Source organism: Brooklawnia cerclae (genome assembly GCF_011758645.1).
GTDB classification, from domain to species: Bacteria; Actinomycetota; Actinomycetes; order Propionibacteriales; family Propionibacteriaceae; genus Brooklawnia; species Brooklawnia cerclae.
The window spans coordinates 2,414,190-2,436,728 of record NZ_JAAMOZ010000001.1 but is presented as its reverse complement, the minus strand read 5'-3'; the positions used below and the strand labels follow the sequence as shown (position 1 = coordinate 2,436,728).

The window sequence follows — 22,539 nt, the reverse complement described above, 5'->3', positions numbered from 1 at the left end:
CGAGGATCAGATCCCGTAGTAGAGCTCGAACTCGTAGGGGTGCGGACGCTGGCGCAGGGCCGCGATCTCGTCCTGCTTCAGGCTGATCCAGGTGTCGATCAGGTCGGGGGTGAACACGTCGCCGGCCAGGAGGAAGTCCTTGTCGTTCTCCAGGGCCAGGAGCACCTCGTCGAGCGAGCCCGGCACCTGTGCGATGTTGGCGTGCTCTTCCGGAGGCAACTCGTAGAGGTCCTTGTCGACCGGCGCCGGGGGCTCGATGCGGTTCTGGATGCCGTCGAGGCCGGCCAGCAGCAGGGCCGAGAAGGCCAGGTACGGGTTGGACGACGGGTCGGGGCAGCGGAACTCCACGCGCTTGGCCTTGGGGTTCGAGCCGGTGATCGGGATGCGGATCGCGGCCGAACGGTTGCGGGCCGAGTACACCAGGTTGACCGGAGCCTCGAAGCCCGGCACCAGGCGGTGGTAGCTGTTCACCGTCGGGTTGGTGAAGGCGAGGATGGCCGGGGCGTGGTGCAGCAGGCCACCGATGTACCAGCGTGCGGTGTCGGACAGCTGTGCGTAGCCGGCCTCGTCGTAGAAGAGGGCCTCGCCGTCCTTGCGGAGGGACGAGTGCACGTGCATGCCCGAGCCGTTGTCGCCGAAGACCGGCTTCGGCAGGAAGGTGGCGGTCTTGCCGTTCGCGTACGCGGTGTTCTTCACCAGGTACTTGAACTTCAGCACGTTGTCGGCGCTGGCCAGCAGGGTGTCGTACTGCCAGTTGATCTCGGCCTGGCCGGCTGCGCCGACCTCGTGGTGAGCGCGCTCGATGATCAGCCCGGCGTCCTCGGAGTACTTGACGATCTCGTCACGCAGGTCGCCGTAGTGGTCGGCGGGAGCGACCGGGAAGTAGCCGCCCTTCGTCTTCACCTTGTAGCCGAGGTTTCCGCGCTCCTCGACGCGGGCGGTGTTCCAGTTCGCCGACTCGGCGTCCACCGAGTAGAAGGAGCTGTGACCGGTGGTCTCGTAGCGAACGTCGTCGAAGACGTAGAACTCGGCCTCCGGGGCGAAGTAGGCGGTGTCGCCGATGCCCGTGGTCGCCAGGTAGTTCTCGGCCTTGCGAGCCACGTTGCGCGGGTCGCGGCTGTAGGGCTCCTTCGTCAGCGGGTCGTGGACGAAGAAGTTGACGATGAGGGTCTTGGCCTTGCGGAAGGGATCCACGTATGCGGTCGTCGGGTCGGGCAGCAGTGCCATGTCCGACTCGTTGATCTTCTGGAAGCCAGTGACGGACGAGCCGTCGAACGCCAATCCGTTTTCGAAGACCTCGGGGCCAAACGAACCGGATGGGACGGTGAAGTGCTGCTGAACACCGGGCAGGTCGGAGAACCGGACGTCGATGTTCTCGACACCCTCGTCCTTGACATACGCCAGAAGGTCATCGGCGCCTTGGAACATGGGCTTTCCTCCAAACGACAGCCGCAAGGGCGCGGCCGAACGACTGATGTGATGGTGAAAGGCTATCCGGAGTCCGGCACGAGATATTGCAGTTCTGTTTCAAACATGTTACGAACGCTGCTCAGGTGGCGTCTCCGGGGTACTTCGCTCCGTTCCGTGGGAGGCCGATCGTGCCTGCCGGGTTCCTCGGGGCGTGTTCGCGGCAAGTCGGCTTCGACAAGCCCGGCGAATGCGGGCTCGGCCGCGGTGGTGGGGCCGGCCCCTAGGCTGTGGGGGCAGGCCCCGTGCTCGCGCGCACCACGAGACGGGTGGGAACGAGGGTACGGCTGATCGGCGTCGTCTCCGGCGCGGCGATGAGTCCCAGCAGGGCGGCGACCAGTTCACGGCCCGTCGCGGCGAAATCCTGGGAGACGGTGGTCAGCGGGGGCCACATGTACTCGGCGATCAGGTCGTCGAAGCCGACGACCGACACGTCCTGGGGACGCGTCGTCCCGCCTCGTGCAGGGCGCGCAACATGCCCAGGGCCATCTCGTCGTTGGCCGAGAAGACCGCGGTCACCGACGGGTCGCGCGCGATCCGGCGGCCGGCCAGGTAGCCCGAGGCGGGCGACCAGTCGCCGGTCAGCGGCTCGGGGATCTCGCGTCCTGCGAGCCGCAGGGTGGCGCGCCACGCGTCCTCACGCGCGGTGCTCTGCACCGAGGTGGAAGGCCCGCGCAGGTGATGGACGGTGCGGTGGCCCAGGCCGAGCAGATGCTCCACCGCCTGGCGGGTGCCGTCCGCCTGATCGGAGCCGATCGCGGTGTGACTGCCCGCCCAGCGGAAGTCGCCCACCACCGTCGGCAGGTCGCGCGGCAGCGTGATGCCGCTGGGCTCGGCGGTCTCGAGGGTGACCAGCACGATCCCGTCGACCGCCTGGCCAACGTGGCCCATGGCGGTGTTGAGGTCGATGGGCGAGGTGCTGGGCGCGTCCACCAGGGTCACGCTGTAGCCCGCCTCACGGGCGGCGTCGATCACCGACTGGACGATGTGCGCCTCGCCGGTGCGGGAGATGCGGTGGGCGATGATCCCGATCGTGTGGGAGCGGCCCGAGCGCAGCGCGCGGGCCGCCCGATTGGGCACGTAGTTGAGCTTGTGCATCGCCTCGCGCACCCGCAGTGCCGTCTCCGGGCGCACGGTGTCCTCGCCACGGGCCACGCGCGACACCGTCTGGTTGGAGACGCCTGCCAGCTTCGCGACGTCGGCTATCGAGGTGGTCGTCCGCTGCGGCTGCCGGACGCCCGGCCCCGCGTCGGTCATCTGCCGGCGCCCGGCCTGTCGGCACACAACCCCCATCGGGCCACGTGCTCGTCGCCCGGCGCGAGGAGGACGAGGCCGCGGCCGGAGTTGAAGGCATCGGCCGGGCAGCTCATCGGCTCGGCGGCGACCCCGCTGCGCGCGTAGCGGCCCAGTTCGGGGAAGTCTCCCGTGCACACCTGCCACGTGGTCATGGGTGCGGCCGTCCAGATCGCTGCCCGCCAGCCGTCGGGGGAGTCCAGGCGGACCCAGGACCTGCCCCCGGGGGGCATCGTCGCCGTGAACGCGTCGTCGAACGACGCGGACCCGATGACGCGGGGCTGCCGGAAGTCGAGGTCGGCGGGCAGTGGCTCGACGCTCACCGGTATGAGGCGCTCGTCGGCGCGGAACCAGTGATCCGCGTCGACGGACAGGACGCACTCGTCGACCGTGGCGTCCCCGGGCGACAGCCACGGGTGGAAGCCGATGCCGTAAGGGGCGATCCGCGTCCCGGCGTTGGCGGCCCGGACGCTCACCTGCAGGCCCTCGTCGCCGAGCGCGTACTCGGCTTCCAGCCGCAGGGGGAACGGGTAGCCTTCGCGGGCCTCCAGATCGAGGCCGAGGACGATCGTGCTCGCCGTCCGGCTGAGGGGCCGCCACGGCAGGTCGAAGACCAGGCCGTGGAGGGCATTGTGGCGATCGGGCTCGGTCACCGGCAGCTGGTGGACGACCCCCTCGACGGAGTAGCTCGCGTCCCGGAGCCTGTTGGGCCACGGCGCCAGCAGAGCCCCGTGGAAGGCGGGGGGAAGATCTGTCTCGGCGTACGTGACGACGACGTCGCGCCCACCGACCCGATAGGAGCGCAGACTTGCCCCGCGCTCGGTGACGATCGCTTCCTGATCACCATGGGCGAGCGCGTACTGTGCGCCGGTGGGAGTCATGTCAGCACCGTAGCGCGTGGCGACCGGCACGGGTTCACGCCAGTACCCCCGCGGGACGCGCGACCGGGCTGCCCGCGACCCGTTCCGCAGGTCCGGCGGCACGGGCCACCAGGAAGGCGGGGTGCCCCATGCCGTGGTCGCCGAACGCCGCCGCGACGGCATCCATCACGATCCCGGTGAGATCGCTGGGAACCAAGGCGATCGCCGACCCGCCGAAGCCGCCCCCGGTCATCCGGGCGCCGAGGGCCCCGGCGGCACGGGATGCCTCCACCGCGACGTCCAGTTCGGGGCAGCTGACCTCGTAGTCGTCCCGCAGGGACGCGTGCGAGGCGTCCAGTACCGGCCCGATCTCGGCCACCCGGCCGGCCTCCACCAGGGAGACCACGGTGCCCACTCGGGCGATCTCTGTGAAGACGTGACGCACGCGGCGAAGCTCGACGTCGTCGGTCAGCGTCGCCAGGGCGGCCTGCGGGTCGGCGACCTCGCGCAGCGTCCGCACGCCGAGCCTGGCCGCGACCTGTTCGCACGTGCGGCGGCGAGCCGCGTATTGCCCGTCGACCAGGGCGTGGTGCGCCCGGGTGTCGATGACGAGCAGGGCCAGCCCGGCATCGTCCAGCCCCAGCGGCACCTGGCGCACGGAGTTGTCCAGGGTGTCGAGGAGGATCGCCTTCCCGTCGGCGGTGCGCAACGACGCGGCCTGGTCCATGCCGCCGGTCGGGGCGCCGACGATCTCGTTCTCGGCGCGGGCGCAGACGCCCGCCAGCCGGGCCCGGCCCTGGTCGCTGGCCGCGAGCCCGAGCCGGTTCACGTCGTCGAGCGCGATCGCCACGGCGCATTCGATCGCCGCCGAGGACGACAGCCCGGCACCGAGAGGGACGCACGAGTCGATGGCGGCGTCGAACCCGCCGATGGGGTACCCGTCGTCGAGCAGGACGCGTGCTGCCCCGGCGGCGTAGGCGACCCAGTCGTCGGCCAGGCCGGGGGCGATGTCGGCCAGGCGGCCCTCCCAGGTCGGCGGGTCGGCCTGCCTGGTCGTCAGGCGGACGCGGTCGTCGGGCCGTGCGCGCAGAGCGACGTAGGTGCGATGGGGCAGCGCGATCGGCAGGCAGGGCCCGCCGTTGTAGTCGACGTGTTCGCCGATCACGTTCACCCGGCCGGGTGCCGCCCAGACCCCGTCGGGTTCGGTGTCGAACCGCGACCTGAACAGGGCGCTCGCGCGGGCGGCGCCGTCGGCGTGACTCCAGCTGTTGAGGATTTCGACCATTGCTACTCCTTGGCGTGCCGGGGCTCCAGCGTCCCGATCATCACTAGATGATGACGTGAACATCAAAAAATAGCAAACTGTTTGACAGGGGTTATCCGTCGTGTAAGCATAGCTCCGCTATCACAATGTTGACGTGAACACCGGGCCGCTCCGCGACAAAGATGAACGGTGTGCGCGTCGCACCTTTTGAGAGGACATCAACGGGGATGGATACGCTTATCCAGACCAATGCGATTGATTACGTGATCATCGTGATCTACTTCGCAGCCGTCATCGGGATCGGTCTGCTGGCCCGCCGGCAGGTTTCCGGATCCCTCGACTTCTTCCTGTCGGGACGCTCGCTACCCGCATGGGTCACCGGACTCGCATTCGTCTCGGCCAACCTCGGCGCGGTCGAGATCATGGGCATGTCCGCGACCGGTGCGCAGATCGGTATGCCCACCGTCCACTACTTCTGGATCGGCGCGGTGCCGGCGATGCTGTTCCTCGGCATCGTCATGATGCCGTTCTACTACGGCTCGAAGGTGCGCTCGGTGCCCGAGTTCATGCGACTGCGGTTCGGCACCGGCGCCCACCTGGTGAATGCGATCTCCTTCGCGCTGGCGCAGCTGCTCATCGCGGGCATCAACCTGTATCTGCTCGGCAGCATCGTGCATGCCCTGCTCGGCTGGCCGCTGTGGGTCGCGCTGATCGTCGCGGCGGTCATCGTCCTGGCCTACATCACCTTCGGCGGCCTGTCGGCGGCCATCTACAACGAGGTGCTGCAGTTCTTCGTCATCGTCGCCTCGCTGCTGCCGCTGTCGCTGCTCGGCCTCCACAAGGTCGGCGGCTGGTCCGGGCTCAAGGACAAGATCACGGAGATGGCCGCGGCCAACCCCGGCCAGATCGCCCCGGCGGCCGAGCAGTTGCACTCGTGGCCCGGCCAGGCGCTGTCGGGCTTCGGCTCGCCGGTGCTGTCGGTGATCGGCATCGTCTTCGGCCTCGGCTTCGTGCTGTCGTTCGGCTACTGGACGACGAACTTCGTCGAGGTGCAGCGCGCCATGGCGTCCGACTCCATCACCTCGGCGCGCAAGACCCCGATCATCGGTGCCTTCCCGAAGATGCTGGTTCCCTTCATCACCATCCTCCCGGGCATGCTGGCAGCCGTACTGGTCCCCGAGATCGGCCAGGTCAAGGCCGGTGCCGAGGTGGCCGGAGGAGCTTCGGGCCAGGGCGTCACCTACAACGACTCGATCCTGTACCTGATGCGCGACCTGCTGCCCAACGGCCTGCTGGGGCTGGCGATCGCGGGCCTGCTGGCCGCCTTCATGGCCGGCATGGCAGCCAACATCTCCGCCTTCAACACCGTCATCTCCGTCGATCTGTGGCAGACCTACGTCGCCAAGGACCGGGACGACCAGTACTACGTGACCGTGGGGCGGGTGGCGACGCTGGCCGCCACGATCATCGCCATCTTCACCGCGCTGATCGCCGGGCAGTTCTCCAACATCATGGACTACCTCCAGACGCTGTTCGGATTCTTCAACGCGCCGCTGTTCGCCACGTTCATCGTCGGGATGTTCTGGAAGAAGCTCACCCCCACCGCCGGTTGGGTCGGTCTGGTGACCGGCACGCTGTCGGCCGTGTGCGTGTGGGTGCTGAGCCTGGTGGGCGTCGTCAACCTGCCCGGCCAGGGAACAGCCTTCGTCGCCGCGTCCGCGGGTTTCGTGATGGACGTGATCGTCAGCCTCCTGGTCTCGCAGGTGACCAAGCCCAAGCCCGCCGAGGAACTGGTCGGCTTCGTGTACTCGGAGACGCCGAAGTCGCACTTCGCGGATCCCAAGCTGGCCACCATGCCCTGGTACAGCCGCCCCGGTCCGCTGGCCATCATCGCGCTCGTGATGGTCATCGTCCTCAACATCGCCTTCTAGGAGGCTGCACATGTCTGATCGTTCTGCAAAACCAACCGGCGGCATCTTCGACATCCGCAACGTGATCGGGCTGCTGCTGGGTCTCTACGGGGTGATCCTGTTGCTCACCGGGCTGATCCGTGACCCGGAACTGGACAAGACCGGGGGAGTGAACGCCAACCTGTGGGCGGGCATCACCCTCCTGGTGGTCGGTGGCCTGTTCGCGTTGTGGGCGGCGCTGAGGCCGACGTACGTCCCCGACGAGATCGAGGAGTGAGGGCGGATCACCCGATCGCGTCCCCGGGGCCGTCGATCAGGATGCCCGGCCTGCGCGCCTGTGCGTGCAGGCCACGGCTCCTGACGGCGGCCCAGCCCGCGAACAACACGGTGCCGAGTGCCACACAGCCCAGCCCGAGCGACACGAGGCTCGTGGCCTGTGTGCCTCCCGCCGAGTAGAAGCCGATGACGGCCACGACCGTGCCGGAGGTCGCGTCGAGCATCAGCGAGAACGTGCTGACCGCGGCCCCGTGCTCCTGGGGTCGCACGAGCGCCAGGGCGAGCTGCAGCAGGGCCCCGTACCCGAGCGCCGCGCAGACGGCGAGCAGCACGACCCCGGCATACAGTCCGGCCGCGTTGCGGACGAGCAGGAGCACGAGGCTACCGGCCAGCGCACTCGCGCAGCTCACGGCGACGATGCGCCGGTTCGGCACCCGGTTGAGCCACCGGGCGCCCGCGCCCCTGATGACGACGACGCAGCCCGCGAACGTGGCGTAGACGGCGCCGACCCGCTCGAGCCCGAAATGTCCCGAGAGGAGCGGCAGGTACGTCTGCAGCGCGATCCACTGGGACGCCATGAGCACCCAGATCAGACCCGGCACGATGGCCGCCGGGTAGACGATCGCATGCAGGGCTCGCAGAGGCCCGGCGGTGCCGTGCGCTCGCTCAGGGGTCTCGTCCGGGCTCCGTGCCCCGGTCGGAACCGCACGGGGACCGCGTACCGCGGACACGACCATGAGAGCCAGGGCCACGGCGACCATCGCGGCGAGCAGCAGCCAGGGCTCGGCGCCTGCCCGCGTCGCGAGCAACTCGCCGAATCCGGGGCCGAGCGCGGTGCCGACGTAGAGCGGAGCCGAGGTCACCGCCAGCGCAGTGGCCCCCCGTTCGGGCCCCGCCTCGAGGAGCGTGCCGCTGGTGATCGCGGTGTGGAAGAGCGCCGTCGCCACGCCCTGCACGGCCCGGCAGACGTCGAACCACACGAGATCGGCCACCACCGCGGTGCCGACGAGCGAGACGATGCAGGTCACCAGCGCCCACAGCGCCACCCGCCGCCAGGCGAACCCGCGCAGCAGCGGCCCGCTGGCCAGCCGTCCGGCCGCCCCGCCGATGCCCGTCGCCAGGGAGGCGACGCCGATGGCCTCGGTCGACACGCCCAGCTCGTCCACCACGTGGACGGGGATGATCGTGATCAGCGCCCCGACGACGAGGAACACGATAAACGTGCTGACGACGACCCACACCCAGCCGTCCCCGTGATCCCGTTCGGCCAGGCCGGGCCCGCGTCCTCGCGAGTGCACAGACATCGTTCCCCCGGTCAACGACTCGCGAGGCGGGGGCGCATCACATCATCCCCCGCATGCGCTGCGTGTCGGCGACCCGCCCCACGGCGATGGCGGTGGCCGACTCCCGGAGGGTACGGCCCCGCCCGGCGGCATCGCGGCGCACCATCTCCCAGGCCCGGAGCATGCGTTCGCGCAGATCCTGCCGGACGCGATGCTCGGTCCATCGGTGCTGCTGGCGAGCCTGCACCCATTCGAAGTAGCTGACCACCACGCCGCCCGAGTTGGCCAGGATGTCGGGCACCACGAGCGTGCCACGGTCCGCCAGGATCTCGTCGGCCTCGGGGGTCGTCGGCCCGTTCGCACCCTCGAGGAGCACGGTGGCCCGGATCGAGGTCGCATTCGCGCCGGTGACCACGCCCTCGATCGCGGCGGGGACGACGATCGTCACGTCGGCCGCCAGCACGTCGGCGGGATCGGTGCGTTCGGCACCGGGGAAGCCGACCACGGATCCGGTCTGTGCCACATGCCGGCGGAGGTGCTGGATGTCGATGCCCCGGTCGTTGCGGATGGCTCCGTAGCGGTCCGAGACCGCGTGCACGGCGATGCCGGCCTTCTCGTAGAACGCGGCGAGCCCCCCGCCGACCTTGCCGAACCCCTGGATCGATGCCGACGCCTTCCCTGCCTCGATGCCGAGGTCCTGGAGGAGCGCCATCGTGATGAAGCCGAGGCCGTCGGAGGTCGAACTGGCCCGTCCGTGCGAGCCGCCCATGGCGAGCGGCTTGCCCGTCACGACGGCGGGTGCGAACTGCCCGGTGCTCCGGGCGTACGCGTCCATCATCCACGCCATCGTGCGTTCGTCGGTGCCCACGTCGGGAGCCGGTATGTCGGTGTCCGGCCCGATGAAGTGGCTGATCGCATGGGTGAACGCCCGCGTGATCCGCTCGACCTCGTGATCGGTGCGCTCCGCCGGGTCGAACGCGACGCCCCCCTTCGCCCCGCCGAACGGGATGTCCATGAGCGCGCACTTCCAGGTCATCCACATCGCCAGTGCCCGGACCTCGTCGAGGTCGACCCCGGGTGCGTACCGGATGCCTCCCTTTCCCGGCCCGCGAGCGAGGTTGTGCTGCACGCGGTGTCCCTCGAGCGTCACGACGGAGCCGTCGTCCATCATCACGGGGAAGTGGACGGTCACCTCCTGCTGAGGTCGCGCCAGCGTCTCGAAGAGTGCGCATGGAAGCTCCAGCGACCGGGCCGCGTCGCGCAGCTGGCGGATCGCCGCGCCCAACGGGCCGGTGCCGGGCCCGAGATCGTGCGGGGCGCCGATGGGACCGCCGGGCCGGGCCGAGGTGGGAACCTGCGTGACCCCGACGCTCATTCGGCCCTCCTGTCGAAGGTGAGGCCGCCGGGCACCTGGAAGGTGGGCATGATCTCGATGAGGCCGATGTTGGCATGTCGTGGGGCGCTGAGTGCGAAGTCGATCGCCGACACGATGTCGTCGGTCGTCAGCGATTCGTAACCCTCGAAGTAGGTCGCCCAGGCCTCCTTCATCGCCTCGGGGCTTCCCCCGAGGTTGCGGCCGAAGATCTCGGTCTCCACACGTCCCGGTGAGATCTCGGTCACGCGGATGCGCTTGCCCAGGGTGTCGTTGCGCAGCTGGCGCGAGACCTGGTGGATCGCCGCCTTCGTCGCGTGGTAGGCGGTGTGCCCGAAGAAGTTGTAGTGCCCGGCGATGCTGGAGATGTTGACGATGTGCCCGAGGTCGCGATCCACCATGCCGGGCAGGAACAGCCTGGTCAGGTGCAGTACGGCGCGCAGGTTGACGTCCACCATCGCGTCAAGGTCGGATCGGGTGGACGTGAGGACGTTGCCCTGCCGGCTCACTCCCGCACTGTTCACCAGGACGTCCACGCGAAGACCGCCGAGTTCGGATTCGATCGCGTCGGTGTCGGCAAGGTCGACGGCGTGCGGGATCACACCGAGGCTGTCGGCGAGCGCGTCGAGCCGGGCCCCGTCGCGGGCCACGGCGTGCACGGTGAGTCCGCGTGCGACGAACATCCGCACGGTTGCCTCGCCCATGCCCGACGATGCTCCGGTCACGAGGGCGGTGGAATAGTCGCTGTAGGTCATGTGCTCAGGTGTCCTTTTCTCATCGGTTTCGGGTCATGACAGGTCGGCGCCGATCCAGCCGGCGATGCCGCGGCGTAGCCCCGTGGACGATGCCAGTTCCACGGCTGCGGGAGCCGAGCCCAGCACCCGCTGCACGGAGGAGCCCGGGGTGTCGTCCGGCACGAGGATCACGGGCCGGTGGAGGTCCGCGGCCGCGACGGCGAGGTCGCGGAGCAGGAATCTTGCCACCGCCGGCTCGCACACCATCTCGGGCAGGCCGCCCAGGACGGCGACGGGCAACGAGTACCGGGCGCACAACCTGAGCAGGCCGGTGAGCCGGGCGACCGACCGCTGCGTGAGGGTGGGACGCGAGAGCGACTGCGGGGCGATCATGGCGATCCCGTGGCCATGCACGTGGGCGGCAGCGAGGACGAGCTCGTCGGTCTCGTCGGGGAACAGCCGGAGCATGTCGTCGCAGACGGCGAACAGGACCGCGGTCGCGTTCCGTTCGGCTGCCGGGCCCAGTTCGCCGGCCTCCGGCTTGTCGACGGGACGATACGAGGGCGGCGTCTGATCACAGGTCGCCGGGAGGCAGCTGACGAGCAGGCAGGCGAGGTCCAGCCCGGCCGCCGTGTCGGGCGCCGAGAGCACGGCCGATCCGTCGGGACGGTCGGTGAGCGTCACGCGCAACGCCCGGCAGGCGCCGAACGCGGCCTCGGTGTCGTCGGGAGCGGGCGGCGCGACGACCACGTGGGGCGAGCGAGGAGGCCCGGCCTGACCGATGGCCACGCCGGTCGGCCGGGCCGTGGTCACCGTGACCGAGGGCATCGACATCGCCTCCGCGCGGCGTGCCACCTCCCAGATGTCGCCGGCGTCCGCCTCGGTGCCGTCGAGAGCGCCGACCAACGTCGGCCGCCCGGCGATCGAGCCGACGGCGAGCTCCAGCCGCGACCCGCTCCGCAGGACGATCCCGTTCACGGGGGAGAGGTCGTCGAGGAGCGCGCAGGACCGGATCTGCTCCATCCACCCGGACGGGAGGGCGCCGTCACTCATGGGGCCGTCACCGCCCGCATACCGGCGAGCTCCGTGAAGGCCTTCTCGAGCCGGTCGATCCCGGCGGCGAGCGTGTCCATCGAATAGGTGTACGAGAGCCGCAGATGGTGTTCCCCGGCGTCCCCGAACTCCGATCCCGGCCGCAGCGCGATGCCGTGTTCGCGGACGAGCAGGTCGCGCAGTTCGGCCGATCCGATGTCGAGGTCGTACTCGAAGAACACGTAGAAGGCGCCGACCGGGGCGACGAAGCGCACTCCCGGGACGGCTGAGAGCCGGTCCATGACGTAGGCCCGGCGTTGCGCGTACTCGGCGAGCATCGCGGGGATCACGTCGTCGCGGGTGCGTATCGCCTCGATCGCCGCGCGTTGCACGGCGGTGTTGAGGGGCCCGTTGAACGTCTTGTGGACGTCCAGGATCGCCTGCAGTGCCTGCGCGTCGGACGAGACGACATATCCGATCCGCCACCCTGTCATCGCGTAGGTCTTCGAGAAGGTCTGGCAGAAGATCAGCCGCTCGATCAGGGACGGGACGTCGAGCGCGGTCGCGAAGGCGCCGTCCTCGTAGACGTACGCCTCGTAGGCCTCGTCCACGAACACCCGGATGGAGGTGCCGGTCAGCGTCGCGGCGAGGGACTCCAGCTCCGTGCGATCGTAGGTGGCCCCGCTCGGGTTGACCGGGTTGCACAGCATGATCATCGTCGCATCCTCGGCGATCGCACGCTGTGCGAGCCTCCGCAGCCCTGCGCTCTCGTCCCCGGGCCGGATCTCGACCTCGACGAGCTCGCCGCCCGCCAGGGCGACGGCGTCCCGGTACAGCGAGTAGCTCGGGTCGGCGGTGACCACCCGGTCGCCGTGGTCGACGAGTGCGAGCACGGTCGCGGTGATCGCGGCCGCGCCCCCGTGGGTGATCACGCAGTCGGCCGCCGAATAGGACGTGCCGTGCCTCCGGTTCGCGTCGGTGACCAGTGCCTCACGGAGTTCGGGGTCACCCTTGACCGTGGCGTAGTGCGTCCAGCCCGCCGCGATCGCCCCGGTCATCGCCTCGACGACCGGACGCGGCGTGTCCAGATCGGGCTCGCCCTTCGACAGCTCGATGAGGTCGGCGTGAGCCGGCACCTCGTTGCGCCGGGACACGTCCCGGACGCGCCTCACTCGTGCCGATACCGGGGAAGTCGCCATCATGTGGCCTCTCTGTGTGCGGTGCGGATGTGATGTGGTGGTGCCGTGTCGGTCGTCGGGTCGGGAATCGCCTCAGACCAGCCGGAGGAGCGGTGTGCTCGGCGACACCTGCTCGCCGAGCCCCACCAGGTGCTCGACGCGCCCGTCGCCCGGGGCGCGGATCGTGTGCTCCATCTTCATGACCTCGATCGTGACCAGGGGATCGCCCTCGTGGACGTCGGTGCCCTCCGAGACGTGCACCGCCACCACGATGCCCTGGGCGGGTGCGCTGACGACGCGCCCGGTGACCTGCGGCGAGGCGGCGTCCCGGACGTTCACACCGGCGAGCCGCGGGGCCGGGCGGAGTGCCGGCGATCCGAGCGAGGCGATCCGCCGGAGGAATGCATCGGGCACCTCCAGACTCATCTCGCGCCCGTCGACGCGGATCACCACGCCGGCCGGCGTCGCCTGCCCCGTGCCGGACGGCGGTTCGGACGCGTCGTCCTGGTGGGACGCGACCTGTTCGAGCCCGCCTCCGGTGAGGAAGTCGCGCTCGACCCAGTTCGTGTGGATGCCCTCGCCGGTTCCGGAGCCGTGCGCGCGGAACACCGGGTCGTCCACGAGCGCGGTGAACAGCGGCAGCGTGGTGCGTACTCCTTCGACGACGAACTCGCCGAGGGCTCGGCGGGAGCGGTCGAGGGCCTGCTCGCGTGTGGAACCGGTCACGACGAGCTTGGCGAGCATCGAGTCGAACATGCCCGACACGTCGCTTCCCGCGCGTACGCCGCTGTCGACCCTGACCCACGGCCCGGAGGGTTCGGCATATCGGGTGATGACACCGGTCGAGGGAAGGAAGCCGTTCGCCGGATCCTCGCTGTTGACGCGGTACTCGAAGGCCGTGCCCCGCGACCGGTTGTCGGGAAAGCGCACCTGCTCGCCGCGTGCGATGCGGAACTGCTGTTCGACCAGGTCGATGCCGGAGACGACCTCGGTCACGGTGTGCTCGACCTGGATGCGCGTGTTCACCTCGAGGAACGACACGACGCCGTCGCGCGAGACGAGAAACTCGCAGGTCGCCGCGCCCCGGTAGCCCACGTGCCGCAGGATGTCGCGGGACGCGGTCGTCAGCGTCTCCAGTTGCGCGTCGGTCAGGCCCGGTGCGGGGGCCTCCTCGAGGAGCTTCTGGTGCCTGCGCTGGAGTGAGCAGTCGCGGGTGCCGACGACCGAGACGTTCCCGTGGGCGTCGGCGAGACACTGCGTCTCGACGTGCCGGGGACGGTCGAGGTACTGCTCGACGAAGCACTCGGCGTCGCCGAAGGCTGCGAGCGCCTCGTTCCGCGCAGCGGTGAACAGCGGTTCGATGTCGGCCTGCGAGCCGATGACACGCATGCCTCGTCCGCCTCCGCCGTGCGAGGCCTTGACGGCGACCGGGTACCCGACCCGGTCGGCGAAATCCCGGATGTCGTCCGGCCCGGCCACCGGACCGTCGCTCCCCCGGACGAGTGGCGCCCCGACCGCGCGGGCGATCGTCCGGGCCGAGGTCTTGTCACCCAGCGCGGCGATGGCCTCGGCGCCCGGGCCTACCCAGCACAGGCCGGCGGCCTCGACGCGCCGGGCGAAGTCCGCGTCCTCTGCCAGGAACCCGTACCCGGGGTGCAGGAGTTCGGCCCCGGCCCGGACGGCGGCGGCGACGAGCAACTCCGCATCGAGGAACGGATTCGCCCCGGAGCCGACCAACTCGGCATGTGTGGCCATCGCGACGTAGGGCGCGTCCGAGTCGGCCTCGACGTACACGACCGCGGTCCGGTAGCCCAGGTCGGTGGCCGCACGGATGACGCGGACGGCTATCTCGCCGCGGTTGGCGATGAAGACGGCCGGGGTGTGGACGATGGGTGCTGTCATGTGTGGTGGATCGCTCCTGGTCGACGGCTTCAGAGGTGATGGCGGGACGTGTCTCGTCCCGCCAGGCGCTGCAGGACGAGCTCGGTCTGCATGAGTCGGTAGCGGGCCTCGGACTCGTCGATGCGCTCGAACCCGACGCGCGCGCCCGGCGCCAGCTGCGCCACGACGTCGATGTCCGCCCTGGCGATGACGGCCGGCACGGGGTAGCCCGCTGTGATGAGCCGGCCGCGGAGCAGCGCGATGAGTTCGCCGGCCGACGGGATCTCGATGGACCCGATCGGGACCGAACGGCTCACGAGCTCACGATTGTCCTTGCGAACCGGGGTCGGGCCGGCGAACCGGGCACCGACCGGGTTGCTGCGCGGGCTCATCGTGAACTGATGCGAGTAGAGGCGTTCCATACCCTCGAACATCGCGGTCTGGGCGGTCTCGATCACACCGATCCGCTCCGCCCCGAGCGTCCGCTCGACGAAGGGTCGTGCGAGGTCGCTCGATCCGGGTGCCACCGGGGATCCGGCGTTGCGGGGATCGCGGGACAACTCGTCGCCGGCCCGCACCTCGTTGAGGAAGCCGAACGGAGGCAGCGGCGAGACACTTCCGTAGAGACTCCTCGCACGGAGGCCTCCGGCGAGTGCGAGGTAGACCCGGTAGCCGGCGGTGGGCAGGCCGATGTCGACACGGGCCCCACGCGGGACGGTGACCGGCTCCCATTGCGGTATCCGCACGTCCTCGTCGACCCGCACCTCGCAGCCGGCACCGGTCACCGCGATGGTCACGGCTTCGGCGGTCTCGAACGCGAAGCGCGTGCCGGTGATCTCGACGCACGGGGCGTCGGCCCGGTTCCCGATCGCGAGGTTAGCGAAGCGGGACGAGAAGGTGTCGGACGCACCGCTCCGATTGATCCCGCCCTTCTCGTGACCGACGCGTCCGAGGTCCTGGACCACGGCGCCGAACGACTCGAGCACGCGGATGCTGACGCCCGCGCGGGAGGCGGTCATGAGTCGGCCCCGATGACGTCGATGGGGCGTCCCACATGCTGCGACCACGCGTCGGAGGAGATCGGCTCCAGCTTCACGAGGTCGCCGATGTGGAAGTTCCTGCCGGGTTTCAGGAACTCGGCCGCCACGTCCACGGGGGTGCGGCCGATGGTCCTCCACCCGGTCGTGGCCCGTCCTGTGCTCAGGCCGATCGAGCACTGATGGCCGGCGAGGTTGAACTCGCCTCCAAGCGTCTCCCGGATGACGGGGGAGGCGAGCCGCCGGACCGGCGGGACGGTCGGATGATTGCGCATCATCAGGCCGCCGCCCACCGCTCGGCACCGTATCCGGATCGGCTCGCTCACCTCCATCTCGATGAGTTCCGAGATCGATATGCCCAGCTCGCTCGCGATCGGCTCGATGTCGAAACCGAACCGGATGGGGAAGCGATAGACGACGGCATCCCTCAGCCATGCCTCGTCCGCCTCCGAGTAGCGGCCCGCCAACCCGTCGAGGATCCGTGTGATCCCGGCGGTGTCGATGCGCAACGCGTCGAACTCGACCAGGACGCTGTCGTAGGCGGGGTACGTCGATATGACGGCGTCGTAGCCCAGATGTTCGAGCGACCGGCAGATCGAATGGGCGTGCCGCCATCGATCCTCCTCGGACTCGTCGGTGAAGGTGATGAGCACGTACGACTCGCCGAGCGGCTCGACTGTGTACGACCGCAGACCTTGCACGGTGGGGAGCTGTTCGATCACGTTCAGAGTGCCCTGATCTCCATCCCGCGTTCGGCGAGCGCCGCTTTCAGCAGTTTGGCGGCCGGGAGCGCCCACGGCTTGTCGCCGTGGATCAGGATGGTTCCGGAGGGCACGGGGACGCGGGTGGAGCCGTCGACGGCGATCACGTACCCGTCCTCGATCATGGTGATCGCCCGCGCGACGATCTGGGCCGGATCGGTGACCAGGGCACCCGGGTTCCGGCGGTTGGTCAGGTGCCCGTCCGGGTCGTAGCCACGATCCGGCAGGCCCGTCGCGACGAGCTCGTGGCCCGCCGCGACGGCCAGTTCACCCAGCACCGAGCCGCCGGTCGCCGACACGCGCACATGCGGGTCGAACGCGTGGATCGCCTCGAACACGGGCTCCGCATAGCGCGGATCGACGGCCGTCAGGTTGCCGAGGCGACCATGCGGAGCCACGTGGTGGATCGTCGTGCCGTACCGGTCCGTGAACGCCCTCAGGGCGCCGATCTGGTAGAGCGTGTCGGCGAAGAGCTGCTCGGGTGGCAGCTCGATCGTCACGCGCCCGAAGTTCCGGCGGTCCTGGAAACCGGGGTGCGCGCCGACGGCGACACCCTTCTCGGCGCACAGCCGCACGGTCCGATCCATGATGACGGGATCGCCGCCATGGAAACCGCACGCCACGTTCGCCGACGACAGGTAGTCGAGCAACTGCTCGTCCTGTCCGATCTCGTAGGGGCCGAAACTCTCGCCGATGTCGGCGACCAGATTCACGGAGGTGGCCATGCCGAGTGCCTTTCTACTGGGTGACGGGTGGGTGGATCACTAGGAGCCGGCAGGCGTCAGGACGCTGTAGTCGACCGTGTTGTCGTACCGGTACGACATGCCCTCCAGCGTCGTGGCGTACGCCTGGTTCGGCTGGCGGTACAGGATCGGCAGCTGGCTGGCGTCGTCGTTGATGAACTCGTTAACCTTCTCCCAGTACGGAGCCGCCTCCTCGCTCGTGCCGGTGCCCGCGTCGATGGCGACCTGGTTCAGGGCGAGCCACTCGTCGGTGGGCACGTACGCGCCGCTGTTGCTCACGTCACCGGGGAGGAAGAAGTTCCTGACGTAGGACGGCGCCTGCTGCTGCGAGCGGTTCGACATCAACATGGACTCGAACGTCGTCTCCAGACGCCCGGTGGCGAACTCCGCCGGTGCGAGCTGTTCGACCGTGACGTTGAAGCCGGCGTCCTTGGCGTAGGACGCGATCATGATCGCCGCGTCGACGATGTCAGGGATCGCGTTCGAGACGGTCAGCGTGACGTCCACGCTCGACTTGCCGGCCTCTGCGAGGAGCTCCTTGGCCTTGTCGATGTCGTAGGTGTAGGCGGGATCGGTGGACAGACCGGGAACGCCCATGGTCGGGGTGAACCATCCGGGGCTGGTCGTGGCGCGACCGCGGTAGATCTGCTCGATCAGTTCGTCGTAGGGCACCGCGTACATGAACGCCTGACGCACGAGCTTGTCGTCGAAGGGAGCCTTGTTCTGCACCAGGGCGAGATCGACGAACTCGATGGGGTTGTCGACCTCGGCCATCTGCACGTTCTCGTCGTCCTGGATCGATTCCTGGTCGGTCGGCGTCAGGGCCTCCGCGATCTGGACGTCGCTCGACGCCAGCATCTGCGCGCGCGTCCCGGAATCCGACACCACCTGCAGTGTGACCGTCTTGATCGCGGGAGCGCCGAGCACGTAGTCCTCGTTCGCGGTCAGGACGACCTGCTGGTCGGCGGTGACGGAGTCGACGTCGTAGGGGCCGTAGCCGGCCCCGGTGTTCTGGGCGGCCCAGTCCTCCGACCAGGGGTCGTCGGTCGTCGCGTGCGCCTTCATCTCGGTGCTGTCCCAGATGCGGCCCATCTGACCGGTGAGCATCTGCAGGAACACGTTGTCGTTGCCGACGTCGTCCAGGTGGAACGTGATCGTGTAGTCGTCCACGATCTCGAGCTGGTCGATCGAGTAGAAGTAGTCCTTGATCTGGTTGAGCCGGCCGCCGTCGACCGAGAGCTTGCGGTCGATCGAGTAGTAGACGTCCTGGGCGGTGAACGGGTTGCCCGCCTGCGAGACGACGCCCTCGCGGAGGTGGAAGGTGTAGTCCTGCCCGTCGTCGCTCACCGTGTACGGCTCGTCCTCGTCGGCGAGGACGCCCTCGTACTGGTTGAAGTCCTGCACGAGCACGCCGTCGGTCTCGACGTACTTGTACCGCAGGAGTCCGACCATGGTCTGCGACCACAGGGTGTAGTTCTCGTTCGATGCGGCCCAGTTGCCCTCGAGGTCGTAGCTCGTCGGCATCGCCGCGATCGCGACCGTGATGGAGTCACTGGCATCGGTGGTGGTGTTGGTGTCGCCTGAATTGGTGCAGCTGCTCACCAGAAGCGCGATCGCGGCCACAGCCGGGATCAGCTTCAGAGCTCTTCTTCGACTGGACATTGGTCGTTCCTTTTCTTCGAGGGCCGATTTTTCACATGCGCCGCTATGCGCGGCCACATCTTGGGGATCGCTCGGGACGAATATGCGATTCCGAGCACGGAGAGAAATACCGCGACGGCGGGGAAGACTGATTCCCACCAGCGGCCGAGCATGAGCGACGACAAGCCGCTGGAGATCATGTATCCCCATTCGGGTGTCGGCGCGTCCACACCGACACCGATGAATCCGAGACTGGCGAGAATGATCACGCAGTTCCCGAAGATCAGCGGCATGTTGCGCATCGCGGGTCCCAGGGAATTCGGGATCACGTGGACGAATGCCGAATGCAGCCTGCCTTCCCCGGCCAGTTCTGCGGCCTCCAGGTATGCCTCGTTCCGGACGCGGAGCACTTCCATGCGGGTGAGCTTGATCGGGGCCTGCACCAGGGCGAGGATGATCGCCACCGTGAGCGCGAGATCGGAGGATCCCATGATGCCGACGACGACCACGGCGAGGATGATGTCGGGAATGGCGATGATGTAGTCGCTGATGCGATTGAGGGTCCGGCCGACGGTGCTCAGGATTCCCCGGCTGCTCTCCGACAGCCCGATGAACGTGCCCAGAAGGATACCGAGGCCGGTCGCCCACAGGGCGACGGTGATCCCGAAGCGCACGGCTATCCGTGCGCCGTAGATCACCCGGGAGAACACATCCATCCCGACGGCGTCGGTGCCGAACCAGAACTCGGCCGACGGTGGGGTTCTGGCCGCGCCCACGGTGCGCACCGGATCGTAGGGCGTGATGACCGGGGCGAGCACCGCGACGGCGATGATCAGCACCAGGGGCAGGAAGGCGGCCACGGTTCGTCCCCACGGGAAGGCCGGACGAGTACGCGCCACGGTCGTGCCGAGCGCCGGTTGTTGCGTTTGCAGCATGGTCACTTCCCCTCGCTCGCCACGCCGGGCCGGCGTCGCGGATCGAGCCACATGTTCACGAGATCGACAAGGAGGAACATCACGAGGCAGAAAGCCACGATCAGGATCAGGAAGCCCTGCAGCGCCGGGAAGTCCACCGATCCGACGGCCCTGACGCCGAGCTGTCCGAGCCCGCCGAAGCCGAACAGGCTCTCGATCACCACGGCGCCGCCGATCAGTGCGCCGAAGAACAGGCCGAAGATCACCACCACGCTGGAGACCGAGCGCCGCATGACGCTGAAGTAGATCCACGGACGCCGGGCCCCGGCCGCCACCTGGAAGCGGGTCGCGGTCTGGGTGAGCTCCCTGTCGAGGCCGCCGATGAACTGGGTGAGCAGGTTCGGTGTGTAGGTGAGCACCATGGCGCCCACCGGCAGGATGTAGCGGATCAGTGTCTGCCCGAGCAGGTCCCAGCGTCCGCTCAGCGCCTCGTCCAGGAGTGGGAACCCGGTGACGACGGGCAGCGTGCCCGAGGCCACGCGGCCGAGCGGCGCCGGCAGCCAGTGCAGGACGACGTAGAAGATGATGATGCCGAAGATCGCGACGACGAACACGGGCACGCTCGTCGCGAAGCTGGAGATGAGCCGGATGCCGCGTCGCAGCTTGTCGTTGGCGAACCTGATGTAGCAGAACCCGAGGATCATGGTCGCGGTGAACGCGCCGCCCAGGCCGAGCAGGATGATCTCGACGGTGGCGGGCAGCCGGCTGAGCACTTCCTGGGTGACGGGGATCCCGGTCTCCAGCGACGTCCCGAGGTCGCCGTGCAGGAGGCCTGCCCAGAAGCGCAGCAGCTGATCCCACAGCGTCCCGTCCAGCCCCATCTCGACGCGCAGGGTCTGTTCGAGTTCCGGGGTCACGGGGTCGCTGCGCGTCGCGAGCGCGACCGCCACCGGGTCTCCCGGGAGCAGCCGGATCAGGAAGAAGGCGAGGGTCGCGAACACGAAGATGTCGATGGGAAGCCTGATCAGCCGAAGAACCCACCATCGGTTCCGCTCGTACCAGCTCATCGTGCGACCTCCACCCTCGCGCTGTCGGGTCCGGCGTGGGCCGAGAGCAGCTCACGCGTGTAGGGATGTTCGGGGGCACTCACGATCCGTCCCACCGGGCCGGTCTCGACGACGGCGCCCTCCTTCATCACGAGCAGCTCGGAGCTGATGAACGCCACCGCCGGCAGGCCGTGCGCGACGAAGAGCAGTCCCATGCCGTGCCGGGTGATGTGGCTCTTGATGAGGTTGAGCACCGTGCCCTGCACCGAGACGTCGAGCGCCGACACGACCTCGTCGCAGATGAGCAGGCGCGGCTCGACGACCAGCGAGCGCGCGAGCGCGAAGCGCTGCCGCTGCCCACCGGACACCTGGTGCGGGTGGCGGTCGTACAACCGGGGGTCGAGGGAGAGCTCCTCGGCGATCGCGTGGAGGCGCGTCCTCAGCTGGGCGGGGTCGGTGATGCCCCACAGGAACCGGAGCGGAGCGGACACCGCGTCGTACAGGGTCTTCCGCGGGTCGAAGGACGACGAGGTGTCCTGTGCGACGTATTGCACGTAACGGCGGTATTCGAGCCGGGACGACCGCATGGCCAGCCACTCGGGAACCGGTCGCCCGTCGAAGGTGATCACGCCGTCGGTCGGTCGCTCGAGGCCGACGATCATCCGGGCGAGTGTCGACTTCCCGGATCCCGACTCGCCGATCACTCCGATCCTGGAATCCTGGTCGACCCTGAGGTCCAGGGGCTGGACCGCCGTGAACCGCCTGTTCCGATGGCCGAAGTCCTTGCGGACCCCGGAGAGGACGAGTTCGAAGTCCGACGGGTTCACGAGATGACCTCCGCGATCGAGTGGCTCGGATTCGACGTCATGAGAGTGGGGAGCGTGTCGAGGTCGTAGTCGGTGATCCGGGGGACGCAGCGCATCAGGGCTCGCGTGTACGCCGAGCGCTCGGGGGAGGACAGCTCGCTGGTCGCGCACAGGTCCTGCATCTCGCCGTGGCTGAGCACGAGGGTGCGGTCGGTGTAGGTGCGGGCGAGGTCGACGTCGTGGGTGATGATGATCAATGCCGTGCCGAGCTCCTCGGTGAGCTCCAGGATGAGGTCCATGATCCGCCGGCTCAGTGACGCGTCCAGGGCCGAGGTCGGTTCGTCCGCGATGAGCGCCTTGGGTGCGCTGCACAGGGCGAGCGCGATCATGACCCGCTGGCGCATGCCGCCGGAGAGCTCGTGGGGATGCAGTTTCACCACCCGGTCGGGTTCGTGGATGCCGACCTTCGCCAGCCATTCGAGCGTGGTCCGGCGTACCTGCGCCCGGGTCGTCCCATGCCCCGCGGGCAGCACGGTGCGGAACTGGTGGGCGATCGAGGCCACGGGGTCCAGCGAGGTCATGGCGTCCTGGAAGATCATCGAGACGCCCTTTCGGCGCCTCGGGATGACGTCCCTGCCGGCACGCATCTCCACCGGCACACCGCCGATCCGCGCCGATTCGCAGGTGATTTCTGCGACGTACCAGGGAATGAGACCGGCCACGGCGGTGGCGAGTGTGGACTTTCCCGAACCGGATTCCCCGACGATTGCGAGCCTCTCCGATGGCGCGAGAGAAAAGCTGATCCCGTGCACCGCGGGAATGGGCTCGCCGTCTGCGATATAAGACACCGATAAACCGTCGACGGCGATGGCCTCATCGACATTCGGTGCATTCAATTGGGCAATTGCCATGGCATCCCTGCGTTTTCGAAGGAAGTGTCGCTTCTACGGACGCTGGCGACGCTACCGACGGAATGTTTCATCCACGTATATTCTGGATACGGTATTTTTGTGTCTGTCATCTCGTTGCCTTATGGCTGAA

General features: G+C 68.8%; 19 protein-coding genes and 1 pseudogene. 2 read left to right on the top strand and 18 right to left on the bottom strand.

Features of this window, described 5'->3' with window-relative positions; translation table 11 throughout:
* Positions 1 to 6 precede the first annotated feature (6 nt).
* From glnA to galK, 4 genes and pseudogenes are all read right to left on the bottom strand, one after another.
* Positions 7 to 1,428: a type I glutamate--ammonia ligase gene (glnA, locus tag FB473_RS11335; protein WP_167167631.1), complete on the bottom strand. Its 1,422-nt coding sequence runs from the start codon at positions 1,426 to 1,428 to the stop codon at positions 7 to 9.
* 262 nt (positions 1,429 to 1,690) lie between these two features.
* Positions 1,691 to 2,724: pseudogene (locus tag FB473_RS11330) on the bottom strand (LacI family DNA-binding transcriptional regulator).
* Entirely contained in the window at positions 2,721 to 3,641 is a 921-nt protein-coding gene (locus FB473_RS11325) for an aldose 1-epimerase family protein (RefSeq protein WP_167167628.1), read from the bottom strand. Before FB473_RS11325 ends, FB473_RS11330 begins: the two are co-directional and overlap by 4 nt.
* Before the next feature lie 34 nt (positions 3,642 to 3,675).
* Complete coding sequence (galK, locus tag FB473_RS11320; protein WP_167167625.1) at positions 3,676 to 4,905, bottom strand: galactokinase; 1,230 nt, start codon at positions 4,903 to 4,905, stop codon at positions 3,676 to 3,678.
* A gap of 161 nt (positions 4,906 to 5,066) precedes the next feature.
* On the opposite strand from galK, the gene FB473_RS11315 reads away from it, so the two are divergent.
* A complete protein-coding gene (locus tag FB473_RS11315) occupies positions 5,067 to 6,815 on the top strand; it encodes a sodium:solute symporter family protein (protein ID WP_376837247.1) in 1,749 nt (582 codons plus the stop codon).
* Positions 6,816 to 6,825: 10 nt separating this feature from the next.
* Positions 6,826 to 7,071, top strand: coding sequence for a hypothetical protein (locus tag FB473_RS11310; RefSeq protein ID WP_167167619.1), 246 nt, complete (start codon positions 6,826 to 6,828; stop codon positions 7,069 to 7,071).
* 7 nt (positions 7,072 to 7,078) lie between these two features.
* Here the strand turns inward: FB473_RS11310 and FB473_RS11305 are convergent, their stop codons facing one another.
* From FB473_RS11305 to FB473_RS11240, 14 genes are all read right to left on the bottom strand, one after another.
* Positions 7,079 to 8,374, bottom strand: coding sequence for an MFS transporter (locus tag FB473_RS11305; protein WP_167167616.1), 1,296 nt, complete (start codon positions 8,372 to 8,374; stop codon positions 7,079 to 7,081).
* Positions 8,375 to 8,411: 37 nt separating this feature from the next.
* Positions 8,412 to 9,728, bottom strand: coding sequence for a Glu/Leu/Phe/Val family dehydrogenase (locus tag FB473_RS11300; RefSeq protein ID WP_167167612.1), 1,317 nt, complete (start codon positions 9,726 to 9,728; stop codon positions 8,412 to 8,414).
* A complete protein-coding gene (locus FB473_RS11295) occupies positions 9,725 to 10,480 on the bottom strand; it encodes an SDR family oxidoreductase (protein WP_167167609.1) in 756 nt (251 codons plus the stop codon). The genes FB473_RS11300 and FB473_RS11295 overlap by 4 nt, the downstream gene beginning before the upstream one ends.
* A 33-nt stretch (positions 10,481 to 10,513) precedes the next feature.
* Positions 10,514 to 11,512, bottom strand: a complete 999-nt coding sequence (locus FB473_RS11290; RefSeq protein ID WP_167167606.1) for a hypothetical protein — start codon at positions 11,510 to 11,512, stop codon at positions 10,514 to 10,516.
* A complete protein-coding gene (locus FB473_RS11285; RefSeq protein ID WP_208390530.1) occupies positions 11,509 to 12,693 on the bottom strand; it encodes a pyridoxal phosphate-dependent aminotransferase in 1,185 nt (394 codons plus the stop codon). Before FB473_RS11285 ends, FB473_RS11290 begins: the two co-directional genes overlap by 4 nt.
* 69 nt (positions 12,694 to 12,762) lie before the next feature.
* Positions 12,763 to 14,571 (bottom strand): ATP-binding protein, encoded by a 1,809-nt coding sequence (locus FB473_RS11280; protein WP_167167600.1) that lies wholly within the window; start codon positions 14,569 to 14,571, stop codon positions 12,763 to 12,765.
* 29 nt (positions 14,572 to 14,600) lie between these two features.
* Positions 14,601 to 15,569 carry a 5-oxoprolinase subunit C family protein gene (locus tag FB473_RS11275; RefSeq protein ID WP_167167596.1) on the bottom strand — a complete coding sequence of 323 codons (969 nt, stop codon included), beginning with the start codon at positions 15,567 to 15,569 and terminating at the stop codon, positions 14,601 to 14,603.
* A complete protein-coding gene (locus FB473_RS11270) occupies positions 15,566 to 16,309 on the bottom strand; it encodes a carboxyltransferase domain-containing protein (RefSeq protein WP_167167593.1) in 744 nt (247 codons plus the stop codon). The genes FB473_RS11275 and FB473_RS11270 overlap by 4 nt, the downstream gene beginning before the upstream one ends.
* Before the next feature lie 2 nt (positions 16,310 to 16,311).
* Entirely contained in the window at positions 16,312 to 17,073 is a 762-nt protein-coding gene (locus FB473_RS11265) for a LamB/YcsF family protein (RefSeq protein WP_167167590.1), read from the bottom strand.
* A 39-nt stretch (positions 17,074 to 17,112) separates the two neighbouring features.
* On the bottom strand, positions 17,113 to 18,753 hold the full coding sequence (locus tag FB473_RS11260; protein ID WP_167167587.1) for an ABC transporter substrate-binding protein: 1,641 nt from the start codon (positions 18,751 to 18,753) through the stop codon (positions 17,113 to 17,115).
* Positions 18,729 to 19,667, bottom strand: coding sequence for an ABC transporter permease (locus FB473_RS11255; protein WP_167167584.1), 939 nt, complete (start codon positions 19,665 to 19,667; stop codon positions 18,729 to 18,731). Before FB473_RS11255 ends, FB473_RS11260 begins: the two co-directional genes overlap by 25 nt.
* Before the next feature lie 2 nt (positions 19,668 to 19,669).
* Entirely contained in the window at positions 19,670 to 20,713 is a 1,044-nt protein-coding gene (locus FB473_RS11250; RefSeq protein ID WP_167167581.1) for an ABC transporter permease, read from the bottom strand.
* Positions 20,710 to 21,519, bottom strand: coding sequence for an ATP-binding cassette domain-containing protein (locus FB473_RS11245; RefSeq protein ID WP_167167577.1), 810 nt, complete (start codon positions 21,517 to 21,519; stop codon positions 20,710 to 20,712). The genes FB473_RS11250 and FB473_RS11245 overlap by 4 nt, the downstream gene beginning before the upstream one ends.
* Entirely contained in the window at positions 21,516 to 22,409 is an 894-nt protein-coding gene (locus FB473_RS11240) for an ATP-binding cassette domain-containing protein (protein ID WP_243863541.1), read from the bottom strand. Before FB473_RS11240 ends, FB473_RS11245 begins: the two co-directional genes overlap by 4 nt.
* Positions 22,410 to 22,539 lie beyond the last annotated feature (130 nt).

Excerpts from the sequence above, each read along its gene's own strand:
- FB473_RS11290 (WP_167167606.1), bottom strand. The coding sequence starts at position 11,512 with ATGAGTGACGGCGCCCTCCCGTCCGGGTGGATGGAGCAGATCCGGTCC.
- FB473_RS11240 (WP_243863541.1), bottom strand. The coding sequence starts at position 22,409 with ATGGCAATTGCCCAATTGAATGCACCGAATGTCGATGAGGCCATCGCC.
- FB473_RS11305 (WP_167167616.1), bottom strand. The coding sequence starts at position 8,374 with ATGTCTGTGCACTCGCGAGGACGCGGGCCCGGCCTGGCCGAACGGGAT.
- FB473_RS11260 (WP_167167587.1), bottom strand. The coding sequence starts at position 18,753 with ATGTCCAGTCGAAGAAGAGCTCTGAAGCTGATCCCGGCTGTGGCCGCG.
- FB473_RS11265 (WP_167167590.1), bottom strand. The coding sequence starts at position 17,073 with ATGGCCACCTCCGTGAATCTGGTCGCCGACATCGGCGAGAGTTTCGGC.
- FB473_RS11325 (WP_167167628.1), bottom strand. The coding sequence starts at position 3,641 with ATGACTCCCACCGGCGCACAGTACGCGCTCGCCCATGGTGATCAGGAA.
- FB473_RS11295 (WP_167167609.1), bottom strand. The coding sequence starts at position 10,480 with ATGACCTACAGCGACTATTCCACCGCCCTCGTGACCGGAGCATCGTCG.
- glnA (WP_167167631.1), bottom strand. The coding sequence starts at position 1,428 with ATGTTCCAAGGCGCCGATGACCTTCTGGCGTATGTCAAGGACGAGGGT.
- FB473_RS11310 (WP_167167619.1), top strand. The coding sequence starts at position 6,826 with ATGTCTGATCGTTCTGCAAAACCAACCGGCGGCATCTTCGACATCCGC.
- FB473_RS11315 (WP_376837247.1), top strand. The coding sequence starts at position 5,067 with ATGAACGGTGTGCGCGTCGCACCTTTTGAGAGGACATCAACGGGGATG.
- FB473_RS11285 (WP_208390530.1), bottom strand. The coding sequence starts at position 12,693 with ATGATGGCGACTTCCCCGGTATCGGCACGAGTGAGGCGCGTCCGGGAC.
- FB473_RS11300 (WP_167167612.1), bottom strand. The coding sequence starts at position 9,728 with ATGAGCGTCGGGGTCACGCAGGTTCCCACCTCGGCCCGGCCCGGCGGT.
- FB473_RS11255 (WP_167167584.1), bottom strand. The coding sequence starts at position 19,667 with ATGCTGCAAACGCAACAACCGGCGCTCGGCACGACCGTGGCGCGTACT.
- galK (WP_167167625.1), bottom strand. The coding sequence starts at position 4,905 with ATGGTCGAAATCCTCAACAGCTGGAGTCACGCCGACGGCGCCGCCCGC.
- FB473_RS11250 (WP_167167581.1), bottom strand. The coding sequence starts at position 20,713 with ATGAGCTGGTACGAGCGGAACCGATGGTGGGTTCTTCGGCTGATCAGG.
- FB473_RS11280 (WP_167167600.1), bottom strand. The coding sequence starts at position 14,571 with ATGACAGCACCCATCGTCCACACCCCGGCCGTCTTCATCGCCAACCGC.
- FB473_RS11275 (WP_167167596.1), bottom strand. The coding sequence starts at position 15,569 with ATGACCGCCTCCCGCGCGGGCGTCAGCATCCGCGTGCTCGAGTCGTTC.